Origin of the sequence: Parapedobacter soli (genome assembly GCF_025460835.1) — a bacterium.
In the GTDB taxonomy this organism is placed as follows: domain Bacteria; phylum Bacteroidota; class Bacteroidia; order Sphingobacteriales; family Sphingobacteriaceae; genus Parapedobacter; species Parapedobacter soli.
The window spans coordinates 40,497-63,517 of sequence record NZ_JAMXAY010000024.1; the positions used below are offsets into that span (position 1 = coordinate 40,497).

Below are 23,021 nucleotides of genomic sequence, written 5' to 3' on the forward strand. Positions count from 1 at the left end.
GTGAACACAACCAAACACACCGACGTCCTAATTGTGGGGGCAGGCCCATCGGGGCTGATGATGGCTGCCCAGCTGCTGCGGCATGGCGTACAGCCGACGATCATCGACGCCAAGCCGGGTCCGGACCACCACGTGAAAGCCATGCTTGTGTATGCCCGATCGCTGGAACTGTTCAGGCAAATGGGATTGAGTGACCCGCTGCTTGCTACGGGGCAGTCTTACTATGGGGTGCAGCTACTTGGGCAACGTGGCGGCGTAGGGATGCTTGACTTCTCGAAAATAGAGTCGGAAAACACCCCTTTTCCGTTTATCCAACGGGTGGGTAATGATGGCTTGGAGCGGCTCCTTTTAGGCCGGCTTACTGAAAAAATATGCCCCGTGCATTGGGAAACCACCCTTGAATCACTCCGCCAGGACGACAACGGGGTGAGGGCCAAGTTGATAGGTAACGGAGCTCACGAAGATTGGCGGTGCCGGTGGATAGTTGGTGCCGACGGCTCGAAAAGCAAAGTAAGGGAGCTGTTGAATATACCGCTTGAGGGCGACCGCCGCACGGGGAGGTTTTTTGTGGCCGACGTTGAGGTTAGGCACGCGGATCATCGGAAAATCAGCCTTTTCTCCCTTCCTGCCGGACCACAGGCAATCATTCCGCTAGGTATACCAAACGGATACCGGATTGTCGGCCTGTTGCCGAAAAAAATGGAGCAAATTCCCGATACCGCTATTGGTTATGCAGATATCAAACCCCTGGTTGAGGATGCCTTTGGCTCTGAGATACCCGAAGACAGGTGCCTTTGGATCAGTGTATTCGACCATCGGGGGCAGCCGGCAGAACAAATAAGGAAGCAATGCGGCTTCCTGATAGGTGATGCGGCTCACGGGGTATCGCCTATTATGGGCCAAGCAGTGAATGAGGGACTGCACGATGCCGCGAACCTGGCGTGGAAGTTGGCGGGTGTGATAACAGGTAGGATGGATGTGGGTGTACTGCACACCTACCAGCAGGAGCGTGCCTCTGCTGTACGTGCGCGCGACAGCATGCTAGGGGCTTGGGAAAGGAGGCTTTGGCCCCGTAGGCTGAAGGATATCTTGTGGACCAGGTGGGCACAGCGCGTTGGCGATCGGCCCCAGCAGACGGCGGCGGTGTTCGACCGCTTGGCGCGGCTCGATGTCCATTACCGGACGTCGCCGCTGGCCATACACCACGCGTTGGCGAATGGTATACGCGCGGGCGACCGCCTACCGAGCTGTCCGGTGTTTGATGAGAAAGCGAAAACAAACACGGACCTGCATCGCTGGTGTGAAAAGCCCGGGTTTGTTTTATTGGTGTTAGGAACGGTAGCCCATCATCAGCTGAATATTATCAGCCAGTGGATGCGACAGAAATACCCTCGCGAGATGCACCTTTACTACCTCCCCTACTCAGACCGTAACCAGCGGGTATTTGAGGCGTTCGAAGTAAAACCGGCAGGCACCAAAATTGTCCTTATCCGTCCGGATATGTATATTGGCTACATCAATGATATGCTCAATGTATCGCTTATCGATACGTACATGGAAGAAATACTTGGGTGGAAGTTTTTTGGCCATTTAGCGGAAAAGCATTAATTTGTGCATAGCAAAAGAATAACGATATGAATAAACTAACAGGGGTGCTTTTCGTGGTGGTGTTGTTTTGGGCCGGGGCGGTGTTTAGCCAGCCGCACACGTATGTGCTTGTCCATGGTGCTTGGGGCGGTGGCTGGTCGTTCAAAAAAACAGATTCGCTGCTCCGAGCGGATGGCTGCGAGGTATATCGGCTGACCCTCTCGGGGCTTGGCGAACGCACACATCTGGCATCGGCAGACATTGGTTTGGATACCCATATCAAAGATGTGGTGAATACCATCCTTTTCGAGAATCTGCACGATGTGATATTGGTTGGGCATAGCTACGGCGGCATGGTGATCACGGGGGTAGCCGATAGCCTGCCCGACCGGATTAAGCAGGTGGTCTACCTTGATGCCTTTGTTCCCGAAGACGGCCAGAGTGTGGCCACGGCACATGGCGGGGCGCAGGCCGGCCGGGAGATGCCCACGAAAGACGGCTTGATACACCCGTTTTGGAGTACGGAAGAACAGGGTTTCCCCAAAGATGTGCCGCAACCGGCAAAAACATTTTCGCAACCGCTGGTGCTGAAAAACGAAAAGCGGCTGGCTTTGCCGACTACTTACATACTTACCTATGAGGGTGAAGACCCCGGGAAGGATGCGTTTGCCTTTTTTGCCAACAGGGCGCGGGGTTACGGATGGAAGATTGTACACATGCAGGCGGACCATAACCCACAGATGAGCATGCCGGATAAACTGGCGCAGCTATTGGAAGAGGTAGCAGGCCAATAAGGTATACCGAGTAACCGTTGGGTTTTGTAAAGAAATCGCAGTAATTTAGCACCGATGAACATCGACTACGAAAACCTTTCGCCCGAAATGATCCAGCTGATTGTAGCAGTATTTTTAATCAGACAGGTTGTGTGGGCGTTTTATGCCAACTCGATACGAAAGACATTGGTGTGTGTTTCTCCCGAAAACCGATTGATGGCACCCAACCAGTCGTGGTTGCTGGTAATCCCTTTTTTTAACATTTATTGGAATTTTTCGGTAGCCTCCCGGTTGGCAGACTCGCTCACCAACGAATTCTATGATCGAAAAATCGCGGAAGAGGAGAATCCCGGACGGATCGCCGGAATATGGTATGCCTGGCTTTTTTTATTATCCAACATCCCACTACCCGCGTTTATACTGGTGACAGTAGGCATACTGAGTATAGTTTATTTCGTTGCCTACTGGGTGAAAGTGAATAATTTCAGAAACCTATTGGTGGAACATGAAAAACTCAGAGATAAACAGCAACCCGGGGATCAGGCTTCGTGAGCTGACGGACTACCTGGAATCATTGGCCCCTTTGGATTATCAAGAGCCTTACGATAATGCAGGCCTATTGGTGGGTAGCCCCGATGACGACGTGAGCCACGCGCTCCTTTCCCTGGATTGTACGGAGGCTGTGGTGGATGAGGCCATCGAGTTGGGGTGTGACGTGATCATCTCACACCATCCAATTGTTTTCAGCGGACTGAAGCGGTTTAATGGGCGCACGTATGTGGAGCGTGTTGTGATGAAAGCCATTAAACATGATATCGCAATTTATGCGATTCACACCAATTTGGATAATGTGTTGGGCGGAGTGAACAGCCGGATTGCCGAACGGTTGGGATTACAAGACTCGCGGATACTTAGTCCGAAAGGTGACCTGCTCCGCAAGCTTGCGGTATTTGTGCCGTCAGGGTATGTAGAGGCGGTGCGGTCAGCCCTTTTCAGGGGTGGCGCAGGCCATGTCGGCCCTTACGATTCGTGTAGCTTCAACGCACCCGGATACGGGACATTCCGGGCCGGTGAAGGGACCAATCCGTTTGTGGGTAACCCTGGGGAACACCATCGTGAAGAGGAGGTCCGGATAGAGGTGATTTTTCCGGCTGTAAGGGAGGGCACGGTGTTGCGGGAGCTTTTCAAGGCACACCCCTATGAAGCGGTAGCATACGACATCTACCGGCTGCAGAATAGCCACCAAGAGGTGGGGAGCGGTTTAGTAGGCCGGTTGGAGCAGCCGATGGATGAAACTGATTTCCTAGAATGGCTTAAAACACGGATGGGTGCCAAAGTAATCCGGCACACAGCATTGCGCCGTGAGCCGGTGAGCCGGGTCGCCGTATGCGGAGGTGCCGGCGGCTTCCTCCTCAGCCAGGCTATCCGGGCGGGAGCGGACGTATTTGTGACAGCAGATTACAAGTACCACGAGTTTTTCGATGCCGAGGGTAAAATCGTGATTGCCGATATCGGACATTTTGAAAGCGAACAGTTTACGCCTCAATTATTGTTGGAAATTATTCGGAAAAAATTTCCTACCTTTGCAGTCCGTTTGACGGGAATAGACACGAATCCAATAAAATATTATAGTTAAATGGAACAAACTATAGAACAGAAGCTTAGAGCACTTTGGTTGTTGCAGACCATCCACACCAAGGTCGACAAAATTCGGCAGGTGCGAGGTGAGTTGCCAATGGAGGTAAGTGATCTCGAAGACGATATAGCCGGATTGGAAACCCGGATAGAAAAAATCCGTGGAGAACTTGACGAGCTGGAAGATGCTATTGTGAACCGCCGCAATATGATTCAGGATGCACAAGCGGCCATTAAGAAATACGAAGGCCAACTGAATGAGGTGAAGAATAACCGCGAGTACGACGCGATTACCAAGGAGATAGAAATCCAGGGGTTGGACATCCAGGTTAGTGAGAAAAAAATCCGTGAGTTTGAGTTTGAAATCAGTAATAAGACGGAAGTTTACGAAAGTACACAGGAAACACTGGAGTCGGCGAAGAAGGACCTCGAAGTGAAGAAAGGTGAGCTGGATACGATCACGGGCGAGACCCAAAAGGAGGAGGATGAGCTGGTAAAACAGGCCGATAAAGCTGAAAAGGCTATTGAGGAGCGGTTGCTCCGGGTATATCGCCGGTTGCGGCCTTCCTTTAAGAATGGATTGGCGGTTGTTTCAATCGATCGTGACAGCTGCTCGGGTTGCCACAATAAGATACCGCCACAGAAGCAATTGGAAATTCGGCAGCGCAAGAAAATTATCGTGTGCGAACATTGTGGCCGAGTGCTTGTAGACGAGGCCCTGGCAGAAGAAACAGCAGCTCCCTCGGTTGCTTAGCAAAGAAGCTAATTAACAAAACAGTATCGCCCGACAAATCTATGCCGGGCGTTTTTTGTCGAATATTTTTAGTATTTTTCAACCATAAACCATTATCTTTAGCGGCAGCGTGTCGGCCAACAATCCGCCTTCGCGAATAAACTTGCATGTCAGTACGAGTTTATCTAAGTTTGCTTAACACGTGATTATTTGATAACGGTAAATGACTAAACATACAACGCCCGACCTGGGCGAACAAAGTGAAATACAAGTCTTTGGTGCGAGGGTGCACAACCTCAGGAATATTGATGTGAGCTTCCCACGGAACGAGCTAGTGGTGGTTACGGGGTTGAGCGGAAGCGGAAAGTCGTCGCTCGCCTTCGACACGATTTATGCGGAGGGCCAGCGGCGCTATATGGAAACCTTCAGTGCGTATAGCCGCCAGTTTCTGGGTGGCATGGAGCGCCCCGATGTGGACAAGATTTCGGGATTGAGCCCGGTCATATCTATTGAGCAGAAAACCACGAGCAAAAACCCGCGGTCTACGGTGGGAACCATCACCGAGGTATATGACTTTATGCGCCTGCTTTTCGCACGGGCAGGAGAAGCGTTTTCCTATGTGACGGGCAAACGGATGGAGCGGATGTCGGAAGACCAGGTGGTTGAACGCATTATCGCGCAGTTCGACGGCCAGCCAATCAATGTACTCGCACCCATCGTGAAAGGGCGCAAGGGCCATTACCGCGAACTCTTCGAGCAGATCCGCAAACAGGGTTATGTGAAAGTACGGGTAGATGGGGAGGTGCTGGACCTGGTGCCAAAGATGCAGGTGGACCGGTATAAAATACATGATATCGAGGTGGTGGTAGACCGGCTTATGGTTTCGGAAAAGGACCGTAAGAGGCTCTATACATCGGTGATGCAGGCGATGAAAGTCGCTAAAGGTATAATCAAAATCAGTGATAAATCCAATAACGACTATTTTTACAGTCGGTACCTCATGGATGCCGAATCGGGTATTTCATACGATGAACCGCAACCCAATACATTTTCTTTCAATTCGCCGTATGGTGCTTGCGAACGTTGTGCCGGGTTGGGCTATATCTACGAAATAGACCGTGCCGCGGTTGTACCCGACCCGAAGCTGAGTATCATGAAAGGGGGGCTGGCCCCACTTGGCGAATACCGCGAAACCTGGAATTTCCAGGTCTTGAAAGCCGTAGCAAAGAAATATGATTTCTCGCTGTCTACCCCCATTGAAAAGCTGACGGAAGAACAGCTTGATATCCTTATGGAGGGTGCGGAAGAAGACATTGTCGTACCGGTCTCTTACAGCAGTTGGAATAAGAAAGATTACCGGATTACGTTTGAGGGCCTTTTTAAAATGATTGAGGAACAAAGTGACCGACAGGGGCATAATGGGCTTCAATTGGAGGACTTCCGCGCACAGCGGGTATGCCCTACCTGCCACGGGGCCCGCCTGAAAAGAGAATCCCTGCACTTCAAAGTCGGCGGCAAGAATATCCATGAGCTGGCGTCGATGGATATCAGTTCGCTAGCGGCGTGGTTCACCGACGTAGAACAGCGGCTGGACGAAAGGCAGCAGGTGATTGCCAAAGAGATATTGAAGGAAATCCGGTCGCGGTTGGGTTTCCTTCTGGATGTTGGACTCAACTATCTTACCCTAGACCGTACAGCTAAGACGCTGTCTGGCGGTGAGGCACAGCGCATCCGGCTGGCCACGCAGATCGGCTCACAGCTCGTAAATGTGCTGTATATCCTCGATGAACCGAGTATCGGGTTGCATCAACGGGATAATGAACGGTTGATTAACGCATTGAAGAACCTTCGGGATATAGGTAATTCGGTATTGGTGGTAGAGCATGATAAAGACATGATCCGCAATGCCGACTATGTGATTGATATGGGCCCGGCGGCGGGGGCACATGGCGGCCTCGTGGTGGCCCAAGGGAAACCTGATGATATCCGTAAGGCCGACACGCTCACAGCGGCATACCTGAACGGAACCAAGGAAATACCCGTGCCGGCGAAACGGCGAGAAGGGAACGGTCACGTCTTATGTCTGTCGGGGGCCTCGGGCAACAACCTGCGGAATGTGACGGCCACTTTTCCACTGGGCAAACTGATCCTTGTTACCGGTGTTTCTGGCAGCGGAAAATCGAGCCTCGTCACGGAAACCCTTTATCCAATCTTGAACCACCATTTTTTCAGAGCCAAGAAGACCCCACTTCCTTATCGTAAAATAGAGGGGTTGGAACACGTCGACAAGGTCATCGAAATCAACCAAAGTCCCATTGGGCGGACACCCCGCTCCAACCCATCGACATATACAGGTGTGTTTTCGGATATCCGCTCGCTTTTTGTCCAGCTGCCGGAGTCCAAAATCCGCGGATATAAGCCGGGAAGGTTTTCCTTTAACGTGAAAGGCGGGCGATGCGAGACCTGCCAAGGAGCAGGGATGAAGGTCATTGAAATGAACTTCCTCCCCGACGTGCAGGTGCCTTGTGAAACTTGCAACGGCAAACGCTATAACCGGGAGACGCTGGAAGTTCGCTATAGAGGCAAGTCGATAAGCGATGTGCTTGATATGCGGATTGATGAGGCAGTTACTTTTTTCGAGAACATACCTGCTATCTACAGAAAAATCAAAACACTGCGTGATGTTGGTTTGGGGTACCTCACACTGGGGCAATCGTCTGTTACACTATCGGGAGGCGAGGCACAACGTGTGAAACTGGCCACAGAGCTCTCCAAGAGAGATACGGGAAAAACGTTCTATATCCTAGATGAGCCAACCACGGGGTTGCATTTCGAGGACGTGCGTGTGCTGCTTGATGTGCTTAACCGATTGGTGGATCGCGGAAACACCGTGTTGGTGATTGAACACAACCTCGACGTGATAAAAGTGGCCGATTGGGTGGTCGACCTGGGCCCGGAGGGTGGTGCGGGTGGTGGAAAAATCCTGTTTAGCGGCACGCCGGAAGACCTGATCAAGTGTGAAAAAAGCCAAACGGCGCGTTTTCTCGAAGCAGAAATGCAGGGTGTAGGCACCTTTTTGTAACTTTGCGGCTTATGTCAGATATTATCCAATTGTTGCCGGATGCGGTGGCCAACCAGATTGCTGCGGGCGAAGTGGTGCAGCGGCCGGCCTCGGCAGTGAAGGAGCTGATAGAAAATGCGATTGATGCGGGAGCCGACAAGATTAAACTGATTGTAAAGGACGGGGGTAAATCGCTTATCCAGTTGATAGACAACGGCTGCGGGATGAGCATAACTGACGCTAGGCTGTGCTTTGAGCGCCACGCCACCTCGAAAATCCGCAAGGCTGATGACTTGTTTGCTATCCGCACGATGGGGTTCCGGGGTGAGGCGCTGGCATCCATAGCTGCCATTGCCCACGTGGAGCTTAAGACACGCCGCGTAGAAGATGAGCTGGGAACACGGATTGAGATTGCTGGCTCCGACGTCGTGGGACAAGAGCCGGAGGCAATGCCAGCGGGGACGAACATCAGCATAAAGAACCTGTTTTATAATATTCCGGCCAGGCGCAACTTCTTGAAAAGCAATGCGGTGGAAATGAGGCATATCGTTGAGGAATTCCAGCGCACGGCACTAGCATATCCAACTATCTACTTTACGCTCCATAGCGATGGCCAAGAGCTTTTTCACCTTCCGCCTGAAAGCCTGAAACACCGCATTGTGCATGTGTTCGGCGGTAGCTACAACCAGCGTCTGGTGCCGGTGGAGGAAGAGACAACAATCATCAACCTCAAAGGGTTCATCGGTAAACCCGAGTATGCGAAGAAAACCCGGGGAGAGCAGTATTTTTTTGTGAACAGCCGATTTGTAAAGGACCCTTACCTGAACCATGCAGTGGTAAAGGCGTATGAGGGTATCCTGCCAGCCGACAGTTTTCCGTTGTATGTGCTGTTTATAGAGATCGATCCCGCGAAAATAGATATCAACGTGCACCCCACAAAGACGGAGATCAAGTATGAGGACGAACGGGCGATATACGCTATCCTCCAATCTGCCGTTAAACGGTCGCTGGGGCGCTATAATATCACGCCGACACTTGATTTCAACCAGGAGACGGGCTTCAGTCAAATGATCAGCCCTAAGTCGCTGGAAGAGATCACGCCGCCCTCGATTACCTTCAATCCGGACTATAACCCTTTCGACAGCGGTAAACCGAGTGAGGGACGAAGGCCGTCCCCTATCCCCGACCAGTGGGAAACGCTTTACCAGATTACGGAAAAGGTGGCGGACACCCAGCTGCCGCTGCACGGTGTGGAACACGGCCACGTGATAGAGCCGGCGTCCTACACACGGAAGCAACCGTTTCAATTGCACAACCGCTATATTATGTCGCAGATCCACTCAGGCTTTATTCTGATCGATCAGCAAGCGGCACACGAGCGCATCTTGTTTGAGCAATTCCGACAGCAACGGGAAAACCACCAAGGGGCCAGCCAACAGAGCCTTTTCCCGCAAACGGTAACGTTTACCGGTTCAGACTTCCAACTGATCACAGACCTTCTGCCCGATATCCGTGCACTGGGGTTCCAGATACGGGAGTTTGGGAAGAACACATTTGTGATTGAGGGTATCCCAGCAGACTTGACCTCCGGACTTGACGAGCGCGAGGTGCTGGACCGGCTCCTTGAAGACTATAAGCATAACCAGGCGCAATTGAAACTTCCGAAGCGGGAGCAGCTGGCAAAGAGCCTGGCGCGGCATGCAGCCATTAAAGCCGGCGTGCAGTTGACGGCAGAGGATATGGCTGATCTCATCGATCGGTTGTTTGCATGCGAAATGCCCAATGTGTCATTGAATGGCAAACCCATAATTCTTACTTTTACCCTGCAAGAGCTGATGGAACGGTTTGAGCGCTAATCACAGAATGAAAGTTTATGTTTAACAACACCACATCCCCTTTTTCCGGTATGCCGCCGGTAGTCAAGAATCTGATTATTATCAACATCATCTGTTTCATCGGTGGAGCGCTGATTTTTCCGCGGGCAAATGATTTGTTCGGCGTTTATTATCCTGATTCGCCGGGCTTCCATATCTGGCAGGTGATCACCTATATGTTTATGCATGGGGGCTTTGCACATATTTTTTTCAATATGTTTGCCCTTTTTATGTTTGGGCCGATATTGGAACAGGTATTCGGTTCAAAACGCTTTCTGAATTTTTACCTGATTACGGGGTTGGGTGCACTGGTGTTGCAGTTTGCAGTCCAAGCACTGGAGGTGTATATGATCGTGGATTCATTTTCGGCCAGGGCATTTCTATCCGAAATAGACATAGCCAATAGGAGCGCCCGGATATTAAGTAGTATACCAGCCGAAGGCCGCCAGACGTTGCTGTCGATATATACCACGCCGATGGTGGGTGCATCGGGAGCCATTTATGGTCTGCTGATTGCGTTCGGCTACCTGTTCCCAAATACGCCGTTGATGCTGATTTTTTTGCCAGTTCCGATTAAAGCGAAATATTTCATACCGGTAATGATTCTTATTGAATTGGTTCTCGGGGTATCGCGCACAGGCTCTTCTGTCGCCCACTTTGCCCATCTAGGGGGTGCATTGTTTGGTTTTTTATTGATTAAACTGTGGGGGATACGGCGGCCTGATTATTGGTAGGTACGCTTGTAGTGAAAGCTATTAAAAAAAAATTTTCATATATTAGCCCATATTATCAAGTGAGTATACAGGGAACACGCGATGAAAAAATCATGGATTGGCGGTTTATGGCATAAGGCTTTCCGTTCAGGGAATCCATTGTTCCTGTTTATAGGGATAAACGTCGCGGTTTTCGTGGTACTCGGCCTACTCTCATTGGTTTCGGCACTTGGTTTTACGGATGTTTCGTTAACGGGCTATGTGATGCCGTGGCTTCAGTTGCCCGCATCGATTTCAGCTTGGCTGTACAAGCCTTGGACCTTGGCTACCTATATGTTTACCCAACAGGGGCTGTTTCACATCCTGTTCAATATGCTTTGGCTGTTTTGGCTGGGTATCATTTTCCTTGATTTTCTTAAGAAAAGGCAATTTGTTTTTGTGTATTTGGCGGGGGGTATCGTCGGCGGATTGCTGTACCTGCTCGCATACAGTATGATTCCCGTATTTAGGGCAGAATCTTACGTGACTGTTATGATCGGGTCTTCGGCCAGTGTGAGCGCCGTTGTATTCGCTACCGCTACTCTTCTGCCCGATTATACCATCCGTATGCTTTTTTTCGGCAATGTTAGGCTGAAGTACCTGGCACTGGCATTTATTGTAATCGATGTGCTAGCGATTGCGGGCTTCAACGCAGGGGGAAGCATAGCGCATATCGGCGGGGCACTGTTCGGCTTTGTCTATATCAAGCGGTTACAGGGGGGGCAGGACTGGAGCCGTGTTTTAGGGAGGAATGAGCGGAACCGGCGTAAGCTTAAGGTGGTACGGAATGAGCGGCCCGTAAACGAAGAACCGTTGGTTCCCAACCAAGAGGTAATCGATCGGATTTTGGACAAGATATCCCAATCGGGCTATGATAGCCTTACAAAGGTGGAAAAGGAAGCGTTATTTAAAGCCAGTAAACAGGGCCAAAACGAATATTAGCTGATGGCAAATAAGCGCAGGCGTATGAAACGGCTGGGTTTTTTCAGTAAATCCATGTTGTTGGCTAACCTTTTCGCGGCTCTGGGATTACTGTTGAGTTACTTAGCACCACTTATTAACCCACAGGTATGCTGGCCTATCGCATTTTTCGGTATCGCTTACCTCCCCTTGTTGCTCATCAATTTCTTGTTTGTTGTTTATTGGTTGGTACGGAGCGCCCGTTTTGCAGCAATATCCCTGTTGGTTATCCTAATAGGGTGGAACACGTTTCGTAACCATTACGGTTTCGGCACCAAAATTCCGGAAACGGTGGTAGCATCGCCAGACACGGGATACATCCGGCTATTGACTTATAACGTACATTTTTTTAGGGCTTTCGAGCAGGAGGATACCAAGCTAACCATCCGAAAACAAGTCATGCAGGTGATGGGAGAGGTATCGCCGGATGTGATTTGTATCCAGGAGTATTATACCCGACAAAAAGGAAAATATCAGATGGCCGGTGAATTTGAGCGGGACATGGGGATGCCTTTCCACTATATTTCGCCTACGGCCGAAAACGATTATGAGGCGTATGGGCTGGCTATATTTTCGAAGTACCCAATTATTGATTCGGGTGTGTTGCCCGAGCACGAGTATGGGGTGAACCGCATCATCTATGTAGATATTGATAAAGGGGGGCAGGTCTTCCGGGTTTATAATGTCCATCTGCGCTCGTTTGGTTTCCAGAAGGAAGATTACGACTTTATTAACAACCCTTCAAGGACGCTGGAAAAGGATGCGGCGTCCACGAAGCGCATCGGGGGGCGGCTGAAGCATGCGTTCAGAGCCCGCAGTGCGCAGGCCGCAGCGCTCCGTGAACATAGCCGGGCTTGTGGCCAACCGTATGTAATCGCCGGCGATTTCAATGATACCCCGCTTTCGTATGCGGTGAATGAGGTATCAACCGGGTTGCGGAATGCATTTCGGGAGCAAGGACGCGGCTGGGGTATTACGTATAACGGAGATTTTCCCAATTTCCAGATCGACTATATTTTATCGAGCAAAGCCTTTCAAGTGCACCACTACCAAATTATCAAGACCAAGCTTTCTGACCACTACCCCGTGTGGGCCGACCTTCAGCTCTCGGTCGGTGAGGGTTAGCCCGGCTGCACGGCCCGGTTACTACGTCGTCCTTGGAATAGCAGGGCGAATAATACTACACCGAGGCAACCAACTAAATTGAGCCAAAGAAAAGCCATGACATCAAACCACCATAGCGAGACAACCATGATTTCCGTGACAATGGCAGCCGCTAGTACGGCCCGGCCCCCAGCACGTTTGATGTAGAAAGCCACAATGAATATACCGAGAATGGTGCCATAGAACAGTGAGCCTAATATATTCACAGCTTCCAACAAATTACCCAACTTGCTTGCATAAAGGGCGATGGCTACGCAGAACACCCCCCACACTAGCGTAAACGCCCGGGATGCTGAGAGGTATCCCCGCTCGGTGCCTGTCTTGCTTACGAATCGTTTGTAGATATCGATAACCGTGGTGGAGGCCAACGAATTAATTGCACTTGCCGTTGCACCCATGGAAGCCATGAATACGATGGCAACAAGCAGGCCGATGAGCCCCCGCGGAAAATTCTCTGTGACGAAAGTCAGGAAGATATAATTATTGTCGTTGGTATCGGCAAGGGCGTCGTTTTTTTGCATCAGCGCCACCAGGTCGCCGCGGATTTCCTTGGCACGTGCATCAGCATCCTTTAGTTGTATCCGCACATCGGATATTACGGCTTCATCCTCGCGGTCCAGCGCCGCTGTAAGCCGATGGATCTGCTCCTGTTTCTTGTTGAAGACTTGCTGGTGTTCGGCTTTCAGTTCCTCCACTTGTGCTGCGTAGCTGCTCTGTTCGATTTTGTGGAGCTCATACTTATTGAAGAAGATAGGCGGATTGTTGTATTGGTAGAAAGCAAATACAAGTATGCCGATGAGTAGAATGGAAAACTGCATAGGTACCTTCAACAAGCCGTTCATCAACAGGCCTATCCGGCTGTCGCGGATGGATGAACCGGTGAGGTAGCGGCCAACCTGGCTCTGATCGGTACCAAAATATGATAGCTGCAGGAAAAACCCACCAATGAGTCCGCTCCAAAGGGTATATTGGTTGTTCCAGTCAAATGAGAGGTCGATAGCGTTGGCCTTACCTGATTTGCCCGCAATATGCAACGCTTTTACCAAGCCGATGTCTTGGGGTAGCATGTAAACTACGAGAACCCCTGCAGTGACCAATCCACCGAAAATAATGGCCATCTGTAGCAGTTGGGTATATGATACGGCTTTCGTGCCGCCATAAACCGTATAAAGGACAACAAGTGTACCGATGAATAGCGTGGTATATACAACGTTGATCTGCAATATACTGGATAGGATGATGGAAGGCGCATAGATGGTAATACCCGTTGACAGGCCCCGCTGGATGAGGAAAAGGAATGCGGTGAATGCGCGTGTACGGACATCAAAGCGTTTCTCCAAGAACTCATAGGCGGTAAATACCCGTAATCGATGGAAAATGGGCACGAAAGAGATGCTCAGCACAATCATGGCTATCGGTAGGCCGAAATAGAACTGGACGAAGCTCATGCCGGAGGAGTATGCAAGCCCCGGGGCAGAAAGGAATGTGATGGCACTGGCCTGGGTGGCCATTACCGACAGGCCTACATGGTACCACGGCAGTGATTTATTGCCCAACAAATACCCGTCGATATTACGGATGCCCTTGCTTTTATAGATACCGTAGGAGACGATGAGAAGCAGGGTGCAGAACAGGACAATCCAATCCGTTGTACTCATCCAAAGTATTGGGTAAATAAGTAAAACAGAAGAATTAACACCAATAACCAGCCGACTACGATCCAATAGAAACGCTTCCAGCTGCGGACGAAAGGGGGTAACCGGTTATCGGTCATGCTCACGGCCATTGAGCAGCGCGCCGACGAAAAAGCCGGCAAACAGCAGCCCTAACACGGCACCGATGATGGCGCCGAGGAAGCCCTCTTGGGCTAGCACGCCGGTCAAACCGCCAAATACGGCACCAAGCAAATAAAAATATCCGCCGATGTTTTTTCCAGTAGGTTGTTCTTCGATGTGTTTTTCCATATCAATGTCCGTTTAATCAGTGGGTTTTGCTAGCAAATTTACGAATAATCTGTATGCTCCGGGCACACCGGCAGGCAATTGCCTGAAAAAAGCGAGCGATGTATAAACAAAGTTACCTTTGCCATAGGTGGTGGCGATCAGCGAGCCATCACCAGGTGTCTCGCCCGGGTCGGCCATCAGCAGTGGTCTATCGTATTTTTCGGCGGCATTCCCTACGAAGTAGAGGCCGCGTTCCTGCACCCAGCCTTCGAAATCAGCCTGGGTGATGGTGTTCGGGTAATTCAATATTCGACTGTCGGGGCGGTGTATCTCGATGGGGGCAGTCTCATCGGTAACGCGGAACCGGCTCAGCTCGAATGGATAGGGGCCGATGGTTGACGTCTGTAAGCCGTTACTCACGTTATACTGTACGACGAGCGTTCCGCCCGCACTGACGTAGTCCAGCAGGTGGGGTTGCATGTGTTGTATCCGTTTATTCACGTTGTAGAGGCGTACACCGGTGACGATAGCGTCATACTGCGAAAGGGTGCCCGATAATACATCCTGTTCGTTCAAGACGGTAACTCGCAGGCCAATCTCCCGCAGAGCATCGGGGATCAGGTCGCCAGCCCCAGGCAGATAACCGATGTGTTTGGCCGATACATTCGTTTCTACCTTGCTGAGGCGGGCCTTGGCTGCGGGAAACCAGGTGATTTTGGGGATATGGTCGTAGCTGATCGATCGGAGGCCCCGGGCCGCTTCTACCCCATCGGAATACTCCAGTACGATGGCCAGTGAGTCGGTCAGCGAGGGGCTTTCTGCCGGATAGATGGTAATGGATGCGGCAATTTCCGTGGCCTTGGCAGAAAACCGCAAGGGTATACGACTGGGCTCTGCCCGCCAGCCTTGAGGCAGCTTTAACTGTGCGGTGGCGGAAATCTCATCCGGTGTATGGGATGTAAAGCGCAATTCGATATGCTTGGGAGCCATGCCGGTGAAAACAAGTGCCCGTTGGCCAATATTGGCTGTTATACGGGGCGCGGTAGCGAGGGGCTCGTATACTTCGCCCCGTACAGGGTGCGTATACTTATAAACAATAGGGCGCTCGAAAGCCAATTCTTTCCCGTTGATGGTCAATGTAATTGAGGTTGTCGGAGCGTCACTATTACCCGGCCTTCCTACATCCCCCCTATTAGCCACCGCAAAGCGGCCAAGAGCTGGCGGCTGCTGTAACCAATAAGGTTGTGTGATGGCGGCCGCCATAAATGGTGTGGACTGCTCATACGGTTCGTTGAATGGCAGGAGGTGACTGCCAACAGCCACTTCTACATTGGGACGCCTTACAATATAGGTGGTGTTTATTGTGGTCTGCTCGCCGACAGCAAGCAACGGCACTGGGGCGTAACTCTCAAACCAGATACCCCCGCAGGCGAGGATCAGGTCCTTTATTTCGGCAGCTTTGAAATCTTTCCAATAGTCGTCTTTAATTTTGGAAACCAATTCTAATAAATGCAATAAGCTACTGATTGATCTTTCGGGGTGTGCCATGTCAAATTGCTGGTCGATTTCGGTGATTAAACGGGCAATGTCCTCGCCCCCCGCAATACGTGACCAAGAAGTTTCGATACCTTCGAAGAGCGCCTTTTCGGGGGCATCTCCCGCTAAGACTTCAAAACGCTCCACGATGTTTCCCCGCTGGCGAGCAGCCCCAAAGCCTTGGCTCTTGTGATTGGTGCGGCTTTCGGCAGCAATTTCTCCATACGACTCGCCGATGAGCGGGTTATAGTCGCCAATATTGATGAGCAGGTGGCTTGATGACGGCTGGGATCCCTGGAAGAAGCTGGAAGTATTCCAGAGTAAGCGCTTTGGCTGCCAGGGGGATACTGCGGTGAGTTGTTCCGGAAAACGAGAGGGGTCTGCTGCAGCTTCAAATGCTTCGATGGCTAGCTGAGCCGATGCCTGGTGATGCCCGTGGCCGGCACGCTGATCGGGTGGGAAGCGGGTGATGATAACATCCGGCTTGAACTTGCGGATTACCCACACAGCATCAGCGAGGATATTTTCGCGTCCCCAGATGTGGAATGTTTCTTCGGCTGTTTTCGAGAAGCCGAAGTCGATCGCAGACGAAAAGAATTGCTCTCCGCCGTCTACTAGCCGCGCGGCGAGCAGCTCGTTGGTGCGGATGAGTCCAAGTTCTTCTGCTTGTTCCGTACCGATGAGGTTTTGCCCCCCATCGCCCCGTGTCAATGATAGGTAGCCCGTGCGGAAGTGTTTTTCTTTGGCTAGCCAAGCAATGAGGCGGGTGTTTTCATCGTCGGGGTGTGCAGCGAAGTAGAGTGCCGACCCTAATGTGTTAAGCTTCTTTATTGCCTGCTTAATCTGACCCGGGTGCTGAGGTAGCTGCGTTTGGGCGGGTGCAAAGAAAGCAATGAAAAGATGCAGGAATATCAAAGATACGACTCGTTTTGTCTTCATGGCTTAAATATAGCGGGTTGTCGGTACAAATACAAAAGCCGCCACAATCGATTGTGGCGGCTTTTGCAATTAACAATTAAAAAATCATTCGATCCTAAAGCACGTTGCGTAGCTTTAAGAAGTTAACCTTTAACACGGGTAAATATACGATAAAGAAAATAGCAGCGGCCGCGATGGCGGCGGCAAGTTTTCCACAAAAACAGCATTTTCCACACGCCCTTTCGGGCGCGTCGCCATCAACCCTTGTCGATGGAGCCCAGCACCCGTTTCATGAATGTATTGAGCGCTTCTTTTCGATCGGCCCCTGATTTTACCAGCTTATCTACCTCGATAGCACCATACATATTTGAAATAAGCTCGCCGATTACATCCAGTTCTTCATCTTTCAGTGACGGGACTTCGGTCAGGGCTTCCAATGTTTCAATGGCCTCGAGGACATAATCTTGGTCGTTTTGCTCGATAAACTCAACCAAGTGTTTAATTATGGGTAACTTCATTGAGCAAATCGATTAAAGGGTCGAATTTATTGGTTTGGACCTGGTTGACAAGCTGCCCACCTTTAAAGGCTGCAAAAGTAGGAAGGTTACTTACATTTGCAAGCTGCCTGGATTGCGGGAAGCGTTCGGCATCGGCGATGACGAATGGGATCTGCCCGTTTTCTGAAGCCAGTTTTTTGAATTTGGGTTTCATGATTTTGCAATTGCCACACCAAGTAGCAGAATATTGCACCAGAACCACATCATTGTCTTTTACGATATCGGCTAGGTTGTCGTTTTCTAATTCTTGTAACATCTTTCTAACTAATTTTAAACTAATAAATGGTCTAGGTCGATACTTTGGAAAGGCCCGTGAGCACTTCATTGAGGTCGTCCACGGGACCTTTGGAAATCAAATACCAGCAGGCCGATCGTCAGTTCATTGCCGGCTGGCTGGAGAGGTAAGCTGCTACACCATCGCGCGAGGCGTTCATGGCGTCTTTACCTTCTTCCCAGTTTGCGGGGCATACTTCCCCGAATTTCTGAACATGCGTATACGCATCGATTAGGCGGATGTATTCTTTCACATTGCGGCCCAACGGCATGTCGTTCACACTCTCGTGGAACACTTTCCCTTCTTCGTCAATGAGGTATGTGGCGCGGAAAGCAACGTTTGATCCCTCAAAGATGGAACCGAACTCTTCGCTTTTCTTTTCTTCGCCTTCCAATATGCCCAGTATGCGTGAGAGATTACGGTTGGTATCAGCAAGGATGGGATAGGTTACCCCTTCGATGCCCCCATCGTCTTTCGCTGTGTTTAACCAGGCAAAGTGCACTTCATTGGTGTCGCAAGAAGCACCGATGACCATCGTGTTGCGTTTTTCGAATTCAGGAAGAGCCTCCTGGAATGCATGCAGCTCGGTAGGGCAAACGAAAGTGAAGTCTTTTGGGTACCAAAATAACAACACCTTCTTTTCCTTCTTTGTGGCTTCCTCGAAAATATTGATAAGCAAGTTATCGCCGAGGTAATCAATCGCGTCGACGGTAATGTTTGGGAACTTTTTTCCTGTAAAACTCATAGTTATCTATCCTTAAATTTGTTGCCGCAAAGGTACGGTTTATTGCAGGGAAGAAGTATCGTTTTTATCAATGTACGATATAAATCATCTATCAGTGCAAACTTTTGATTTTCGGATTACATTTCTATTAATCTATGCAAAATCGTATGTTTGCAGGCTGATGTTGGCCTCGTAGTTCAACGGATAGAATAGAAGTTTCCTAAACTTTTGATACAGGTTCGATTCCTGTCGAGGCTACCATACCGGAAAGGTAAAGACTTTTTTATCCTTTCCGGTTTTTTTATTTGAAGCGGTAGAACTAACGGCTTCAGCCGCCAAGAGTGACTTCTGTGGAAAGTTCCAAAAATTGCCAACAAATTGTATCTTGTAAGCGTTTATACTCGTTAGGCATGAAACGGATCGGGCTGTTATGAGAATACGATGCACTGCTTTGAAAGGAACGCTGCTGATGATGGGGATATTTGTGGTTTCATCGCTTTGGGCACAGCCAACCATTCGAGGGAAGGTGACCGACGCTACCACTGATATGGGTATTTCGGGGGCCACTGTTTCACTGCCCCACACCGGTAGGGGCACATCGACCGACAGTTTGGGGAATTATGTTCTGCCCTTGGCGGGGAATGCTACCGAGATCCGGGTTTCAGCCTTGGGCTACAAAACCATTACTAGGATGCTAGACTCATCACGAACCTTGGATGTAGCTCTTGAAGAAGACTTCAGGGCGCTTGATGAAGTGGTCGTTAGCGGCAAAGCGAGGTACCGAAACCGGGATAATCCAGCGGTTGAGCTTATCCAAAAAGTCATAGCGCATAAAGGAGTGAACCGATTGACCCGGTTTGACTACGTATCGTTCGATTCATATGAAAAAGTGATGATGGCGGTAGGCAATGTGCCGCGGTTTGTGGCCAACAGCGCGTTGACACGGAACTACCGCTTTGTATTTGAGAATGTTGATACGACACTGGTGCCGGGACGCCCATTGCTACCTATATACCTGGAAGAAAACAAGTCAAAACAATTCCTACGCCTGCACCCGAAGGCAACCAAAACCATTATTACAGCTCATAAGAAAACAGAACTGGATGACCGGTATGTGAATAATAACAATATTCAGGCCTATTTCGACTTTATCTATACCGACGTGGATATCTACGAAAACAACGTGTTAATTTTAAATAAGCCGTTTTTAAGCCCTGTTGCCGACGCTGCACCATTATTCTACAAGTTTTTCATTACAGATACAATCTCCATAGCAGAGGGTCAATTTGTTGAACTGACATTCGTGCCAAGAAATGAAACGGATCGGCTTTTTTCGGGAAGGCTACACATTATGTTGGATGGTAACTACGGCATACGGCGTGCTGATCTCCGGATAGAGCGGCATGCAAATCTTAATTGGGTGAACAACCTGACGCTATCGATCCGTTTCCACCAAGACGATAGCGGCGTGTACCTCCCCGCTTATTCGGATATGAGAATCAACTTTGGACTGGGGGAGAATGATGGGAGCGCTTTCGGCCGGCGGACGATGGTTTACTCGGGGTACGATACAGGAGCCATTATCCCGGCAGACGTTTTCAGCGGCTTGCAAACAACAAGAGCTGCTGACGCCGATAGGCGTTCAGAGAGGTACTGGGATGAGGAGCGGCCGATAGCACTGACTGCCGTGGAGGCAAAAACATACGCTAATCTGGATAGTCTGCAAGACAACCGATCATTCAACCGGACGCTCAAGTTTGGGTACCTGATCGCACAGAGTTATATATATGCTGGACCGGTGGAGTTTGGCCCCATAGAGCATGCGTACAGTTTTAACGACTTGGAGGGAAACCGCATACGGATTGGTGGACGGACAACGCGCGAGCTCTCCGAAAAGTTTTATGCAGAAGCTTATACCGCCTACGGCACCAGTGATAGACAGTTTAAATACTACGGGAGTGCCGCACATACGCTTAATCGGCGGACGATAGGTGAGTACCCCGCCCATTACATGCAGCTCACTTTTCAGCATGATGCGCGGGAGCCAGGCCAGTTGCTGGGGTTCCGGAACGGCGACAGCTTCATCCGCTCCTTCCGCAGCGATAAGCAGGATAAATGGAGTTACTTTGACGTGATGAAACTTAGTCACGTTATTGAGTTTGGAAACCGCCTCATGCTGCAAACGTCGTTTGTAACGCAACGGCAGGACCCCGCTGCAAGCTTGTTTTTCATACCCGCGGGAAACCGCTCCGATACGGTGCATACACTCCGCACATCGGAAATAGCTTTCGACCTCCGGTGGGCCCCACATGAGGAATTTTTCCAACGTAACCTGGAACGGAAGCCAATCATCAACGGGTACCCTATTTTCAACCTACGTTACAATATGGGGCTGAAAGGGCTTCTCGGTGGCGAATATAGTTACCATGCACTAAGACTGGACGTGTCAAAACGCATGTTTTTATCGCAGCTGGGGCTCGCTGATGTTAACTTAGCTACAGGTTATATATTTGGCACCGTACCATTCCCCTTGCTCGACATCCCCTACGCAAGCAGGACCTACGCATTGGCAGAGGATGCTTATTCGCTGATGAATGACTTGGAGTTTGTGAACGACCAGTACATCAAGCTGCACATAGAACATCGGCTCCATGGGTTTATTTTGAATAAGATTCCACTTTTAAAGCGCCTAAAAGTCCGTGAAGTCGTGGGTTTCAAGCTTCTTTATGGCAATATGAGGCCAGAGAACCGACCGGAGAATAACCCGTCGGCTTTTATGCTCCCTACAGCTGGAGACGGCAGTCAAACAACGTTTGTGATGGGACGGAAGCCATATATGGAGGCCAGTGCCGGACTGGAGAATATTTTGAATGTATTGCGGGTGGAATATGTGCGCCGATTGTCGTACCTTGACCATCCGGATGTGGATAAGGGGGGATTCCGTTTTAGTGTTAAAGTTGATTTCTAAAGAATGACTTACCAGAACTTACACATTGAAGACAATGGTCAAATACGGCGTATTACCATTGATCGCGAAGCCAAACTGAACGCTCTCAATAAAACTACGCTGGCTGAGCTCAGTGACGCCGTGGCATCGGCCTTGGCTTCAGAAATGGTAAGGGGTATCGTATTGACCGGTGTCGGTGAAAAGGCATTCGTAGCGGGGGCTGACATTGCAGAGTTTGCCTCCTTCAATGCAGATCAAGGCCGGGCACTTGCGCGTGAAGGGCAAGCCAAGGTGTTTGATGTGCTACACCATGCCACCAAGCCGATCGTTGCGGCAATTAACGGCTTTGCCCTTGGCGGAGGGCTGGAACTTGCCTTGGCTTGCCATATTCGGGTTGCAGCCAGCCATGCTAAGCTCGGCCTGCCGGAGGTTTCGCTTGGTCTCATCCCCGGCTATGGTGGAACCCAGCGCCTCACACAGCTGATAGGCCGTGGCCGGGCACTCGAAATGATTCTTACGGGAGACATGGTGACGGCAGCTGAGGCCCTTGAATATGGCATTGTTAACCACGTGGTGGATCTACCGGAGCTGCTTACTAAAGCGGAAAGCATCCTAAACCGTATCATAGTGCGCTCACCCAATGCAGTGGCAGCTGCTATAACGACAGTCAACGCGGCTCTCGGGCATACAAGCAAAGGCTATGAAATCGAAATAGACGAGTTCGGCCGGTGTTTTGGCACGCCGGACTTTAAAGAAGGTGTAGCAGCCTTTCTGGAAAAGCGGAAGCCAAACTTCTGATCGTTGAAAATACCTTAAAACAGGGATTTCCTTTTCAACGGCATCACCCTATCTTTGCAGCATACAAGACGCTTATGAAGATGTTAACGCGCGATAGCCAACCACTTATAAAACGCTTGCTTCCGCTTTTGTTGCTTCCCTTGTGTGTGTTTTTCAGTTCATGCTTTCAACTTATCGAGGAAATAACTGTGAACACTGATGGCTCTGGCAACCTCGCCCTTACAGCTAATCTAAGCCAAAGCCGCAGCAAGCTTGCATCCGTAATGCTGTTGGATAGTGTAAACGGGCATAAGGTGCCCTCGAAAGCCGAAATCCGAAAAGAAATGGAAGAAGTTGCACGCACGTTACGTTCAGTCAAAGGGATAAAAAACGTTACTCATACAGCCGATTTCGATAACTACATTTTCACCGTCCGGTTCTCCTTTGCCGATGTGGGTAATCTCAATGATATCACTGCACTCATTTTCGATAAGCTGGACGTCCCGATGATAGATAATTCATCGTACAGCTACCTGCCCGGGGGTAAAGCATTTATCCGGAATTATATGCCCGATCCACGGGCAAAATCAGAGTATCAACAGCTCAAGGAGGTTGACAAAGCAGTTTTCGAAAATGCAACCTATACCAGTATCTATCGGTTTGACCGTACGGTAGCGGCGCAGAGCAACAGCAGGGCAAAAATTGCTGCTTCGAAGAAAGCGGTTATGTTACAATGCGGTGTGCGCGATCTCATTGAGGGTAAAGCAAATATTTCTAATCACATTCAACTTGCACAATAGCAGACT

General features: G+C 50.2%; 19 protein-coding genes and 1 tRNA gene. 14 read left to right on the forward strand and 6 right to left on the reverse strand.

What is annotated here, in order from left to right; genetic code table 11:
- The 10 genes from NGM62_RS11680 to NGM62_RS11725 all read left to right on the forward strand — a co-directional run bounded on the left by NGM62_RS11680 (nucleotide 1) and on the right by NGM62_RS11725 (nucleotide 12,500).
- Entirely contained in the window at nucleotides 1-1,608 is a 1,608-nt protein-coding gene (locus tag NGM62_RS11680; protein WP_262248157.1) for an FAD-dependent monooxygenase, read from the forward strand.
- 26 nt (nucleotides 1,609-1,634) lie between these two features.
- Entirely contained in the window at nucleotides 1,635-2,381 is a 747-nt protein-coding gene (locus tag NGM62_RS11685) for an alpha/beta fold hydrolase (protein ID WP_262248158.1), read from the forward strand.
- Nucleotides 2,382-2,435: 54 nt separating this feature from the next.
- Nucleotides 2,436-2,912, forward strand: a complete 477-nt coding sequence (locus NGM62_RS11690; protein ID WP_262248160.1) for a hypothetical protein — start codon at nucleotides 2,436-2,438, stop codon at nucleotides 2,910-2,912.
- Nucleotides 2,899-3,996 (forward strand): Nif3-like dinuclear metal center hexameric protein, encoded by a 1,098-nt coding sequence (locus NGM62_RS11695; protein WP_262248195.1) that lies wholly within the window; start codon nucleotides 2,899-2,901, stop codon nucleotides 3,994-3,996. The genes NGM62_RS11690 and NGM62_RS11695 overlap by 14 nt, the downstream gene beginning before the upstream one ends.
- On the forward strand, nucleotides 3,997-4,749 hold the full coding sequence (locus NGM62_RS11700; protein WP_262248162.1) for a zinc ribbon domain-containing protein: 753 nt from the start codon (nucleotides 3,997-3,999) through the stop codon (nucleotides 4,747-4,749).
- A gap of 202 nt (nucleotides 4,750-4,951) precedes the next feature.
- Nucleotides 4,952-7,810 carry an excinuclease ABC subunit UvrA gene (gene uvrA, locus NGM62_RS11705; protein ID WP_262248163.1) on the forward strand — a complete coding sequence of 953 codons (2,859 nt, stop codon included), beginning with the start codon at nucleotides 4,952-4,954 and terminating at the stop codon, nucleotides 7,808-7,810.
- A gap of 11 nt (nucleotides 7,811-7,821) precedes the next feature.
- Nucleotides 7,822-9,645, forward strand: coding sequence for a DNA mismatch repair endonuclease MutL (mutL, locus tag NGM62_RS11710; RefSeq protein WP_262248165.1), 1,824 nt, complete (start codon nucleotides 7,822-7,824; stop codon nucleotides 9,643-9,645).
- Nucleotides 9,646-9,662: 17 nt separating this feature from the next.
- Nucleotides 9,663-10,397 (forward strand): rhomboid family intramembrane serine protease, encoded by a 735-nt coding sequence (locus NGM62_RS11715; protein WP_262248166.1) that lies wholly within the window; start codon nucleotides 9,663-9,665, stop codon nucleotides 10,395-10,397.
- A gap of 81 nt (nucleotides 10,398-10,478) precedes the next feature.
- Nucleotides 10,479-11,357 (forward strand): rhomboid family intramembrane serine protease, encoded by an 879-nt coding sequence (locus NGM62_RS11720; protein ID WP_262248167.1) that lies wholly within the window; start codon nucleotides 10,479-10,481, stop codon nucleotides 11,355-11,357.
- A gap of 3 nt (nucleotides 11,358-11,360) precedes the next feature.
- The gene (locus NGM62_RS11725; protein WP_262248169.1) at nucleotides 11,361-12,500 is read left to right on the forward strand and encodes an endonuclease/exonuclease/phosphatase family protein; all 1,140 of its coding nucleotides are present in this window, start codon (nucleotides 11,361-11,363) and stop codon (nucleotides 12,498-12,500) included.
- Here the strand turns inward: NGM62_RS11725 and NGM62_RS11730 are convergent.
- From NGM62_RS11730 to NGM62_RS11755, 6 genes are all read right to left on the reverse strand, one after another.
- Nucleotides 12,497-14,197: a sodium:solute symporter gene (locus NGM62_RS11730; protein ID WP_262248170.1), complete on the reverse strand. Its 1,701-nt coding sequence runs from the start codon at nucleotides 14,195-14,197 to the stop codon at nucleotides 12,497-12,499. The genes NGM62_RS11725 and NGM62_RS11730 overlap by 4 nt on opposite strands.
- Before the next feature lie 105 nt (nucleotides 14,198-14,302).
- Nucleotides 14,303-14,503 (reverse strand): hypothetical protein, encoded by a 201-nt coding sequence (locus tag NGM62_RS11735; protein WP_262248172.1) that lies wholly within the window; start codon nucleotides 14,501-14,503, stop codon nucleotides 14,303-14,305.
- 12 nt (nucleotides 14,504-14,515) lie between these two features.
- Nucleotides 14,516-16,957: a PIG-L family deacetylase gene (locus NGM62_RS11740; protein WP_262248173.1), complete on the reverse strand. Its 2,442-nt coding sequence runs from the start codon at nucleotides 16,955-16,957 to the stop codon at nucleotides 14,516-14,518.
- Between the two features lie 236 nt (nucleotides 16,958-17,193).
- Nucleotides 17,194-17,454, reverse strand: a complete 261-nt coding sequence (locus NGM62_RS11745; protein ID WP_262248175.1) for a DUF6952 family protein — start codon at nucleotides 17,452-17,454, stop codon at nucleotides 17,194-17,196.
- Nucleotides 17,435-17,749 carry a thioredoxin family protein gene (locus NGM62_RS11750; protein ID WP_262248176.1) on the reverse strand — a complete coding sequence of 105 codons (315 nt, stop codon included), beginning with the start codon at nucleotides 17,747-17,749 and terminating at the stop codon, nucleotides 17,435-17,437. The genes NGM62_RS11745 and NGM62_RS11750 overlap by 20 nt, the downstream gene beginning before the upstream one ends.
- A gap of 118 nt (nucleotides 17,750-17,867) precedes the next feature.
- The gene (locus NGM62_RS11755) at nucleotides 17,868-18,512 is read right to left on the reverse strand and encodes a peroxiredoxin (RefSeq protein ID WP_262248178.1); all 645 of its coding nucleotides are present in this window, start codon (nucleotides 18,510-18,512) and stop codon (nucleotides 17,868-17,870) included.
- Nucleotides 18,513-18,677: 165 nt separating this feature from the next.
- Between NGM62_RS11755 and NGM62_RS11760 the strand changes: the two genes are divergently transcribed.
- The 4 genes from NGM62_RS11760 (at nucleotide 18,678) to NGM62_RS11775 (ending at nucleotide 23,015) form a co-directional block, all read left to right on the forward strand.
- Nucleotides 18,678-18,752, forward strand: a tRNA-Arg gene (locus NGM62_RS11760).
- Between the two features lie 169 nt (nucleotides 18,753-18,921).
- Complete coding sequence (locus tag NGM62_RS11765) at nucleotides 18,922-21,459, forward strand: DUF5686 and carboxypeptidase-like regulatory domain-containing protein (RefSeq protein ID WP_262248179.1); 2,538 nt, start codon at nucleotides 18,922-18,924, stop codon at nucleotides 21,457-21,459.
- Nucleotides 21,460-21,462: 3 nt separating this feature from the next.
- A complete protein-coding gene (locus tag NGM62_RS11770) occupies nucleotides 21,463-22,236 on the forward strand; it encodes an enoyl-CoA hydratase/isomerase family protein (RefSeq protein WP_262248181.1) in 774 nt (257 codons plus the stop codon).
- A 74-nt stretch (nucleotides 22,237-22,310) separates the two neighbouring features.
- The gene (locus tag NGM62_RS11775; protein WP_262248182.1) at nucleotides 22,311-23,015 is read left to right on the forward strand and encodes a hypothetical protein; all 705 of its coding nucleotides are present in this window, start codon (nucleotides 22,311-22,313) and stop codon (nucleotides 23,013-23,015) included.
- The last annotated feature ends 6 nt before the right edge of the window (nucleotides 23,016-23,021 follow it).

What these genes read in the sequence shown, in the direction of transcription:
- NGM62_RS11685 (WP_262248158.1), top strand. Translation starts at nt 1,635, where the DNA reads ATGAATAAACTAACAGGGGTGCTTTTCGTGGTGGTGTTGTTTTGGGCC.
- NGM62_RS11690 (WP_262248160.1), top strand. Translation starts at nt 2,436, where the DNA reads ATGAACATCGACTACGAAAACCTTTCGCCCGAAATGATCCAGCTGATT.
- NGM62_RS11700 (WP_262248162.1), top strand. Translation starts at nt 3,997, where the DNA reads ATGGAACAAACTATAGAACAGAAGCTTAGAGCACTTTGGTTGTTGCAG.
- uvrA (WP_262248163.1), top strand. Translation starts at nt 4,952, where the DNA reads ATGACTAAACATACAACGCCCGACCTGGGCGAACAAAGTGAAATACAA.
- mutL (WP_262248165.1), top strand. Translation starts at nt 7,822, where the DNA reads ATGTCAGATATTATCCAATTGTTGCCGGATGCGGTGGCCAACCAGATT.
- NGM62_RS11715 (WP_262248166.1), top strand. Translation starts at nt 9,663, where the DNA reads ATGTTTAACAACACCACATCCCCTTTTTCCGGTATGCCGCCGGTAGTC.
- NGM62_RS11720 (WP_262248167.1), top strand. Translation starts at nt 10,479, where the DNA reads ATGAAAAAATCATGGATTGGCGGTTTATGGCATAAGGCTTTCCGTTCA.
- NGM62_RS11725 (WP_262248169.1), top strand. Translation starts at nt 11,361, where the DNA reads ATGGCAAATAAGCGCAGGCGTATGAAACGGCTGGGTTTTTTCAGTAAA.
- NGM62_RS11730 (WP_262248170.1), bottom strand. Translation starts at nt 14,197, where the DNA reads ATGAGTACAACGGATTGGATTGTCCTGTTCTGCACCCTGCTTCTCATC.
- NGM62_RS11735 (WP_262248172.1), bottom strand. Translation starts at nt 14,503, where the DNA reads ATGGAAAAACACATCGAAGAACAACCTACTGGAAAAAACATCGGCGGA.
- NGM62_RS11740 (WP_262248173.1), bottom strand. Translation starts at nt 16,957, where the DNA reads ATGAAGACAAAACGAGTCGTATCTTTGATATTCCTGCATCTTTTCATT.
- NGM62_RS11745 (WP_262248175.1), bottom strand. Translation starts at nt 17,454, where the DNA reads ATGAAGTTACCCATAATTAAACACTTGGTTGAGTTTATCGAGCAAAAC.
- NGM62_RS11750 (WP_262248176.1), bottom strand. Translation starts at nt 17,749, where the DNA reads ATGTTACAAGAATTAGAAAACGACAACCTAGCCGATATCGTAAAAGAC.
- NGM62_RS11755 (WP_262248178.1), bottom strand. Translation starts at nt 18,512, where the DNA reads ATGAGTTTTACAGGAAAAAAGTTCCCAAACATTACCGTCGACGCGATT.
- NGM62_RS11765 (WP_262248179.1), top strand. Translation starts at nt 18,922, where the DNA reads ATGAGAATACGATGCACTGCTTTGAAAGGAACGCTGCTGATGATGGGG.
- NGM62_RS11770 (WP_262248181.1), top strand. Translation starts at nt 21,463, where the DNA reads ATGACTTACCAGAACTTACACATTGAAGACAATGGTCAAATACGGCGT.
- NGM62_RS11775 (WP_262248182.1), top strand. Translation starts at nt 22,311, where the DNA reads ATGAAGATGTTAACGCGCGATAGCCAACCACTTATAAAACGCTTGCTT.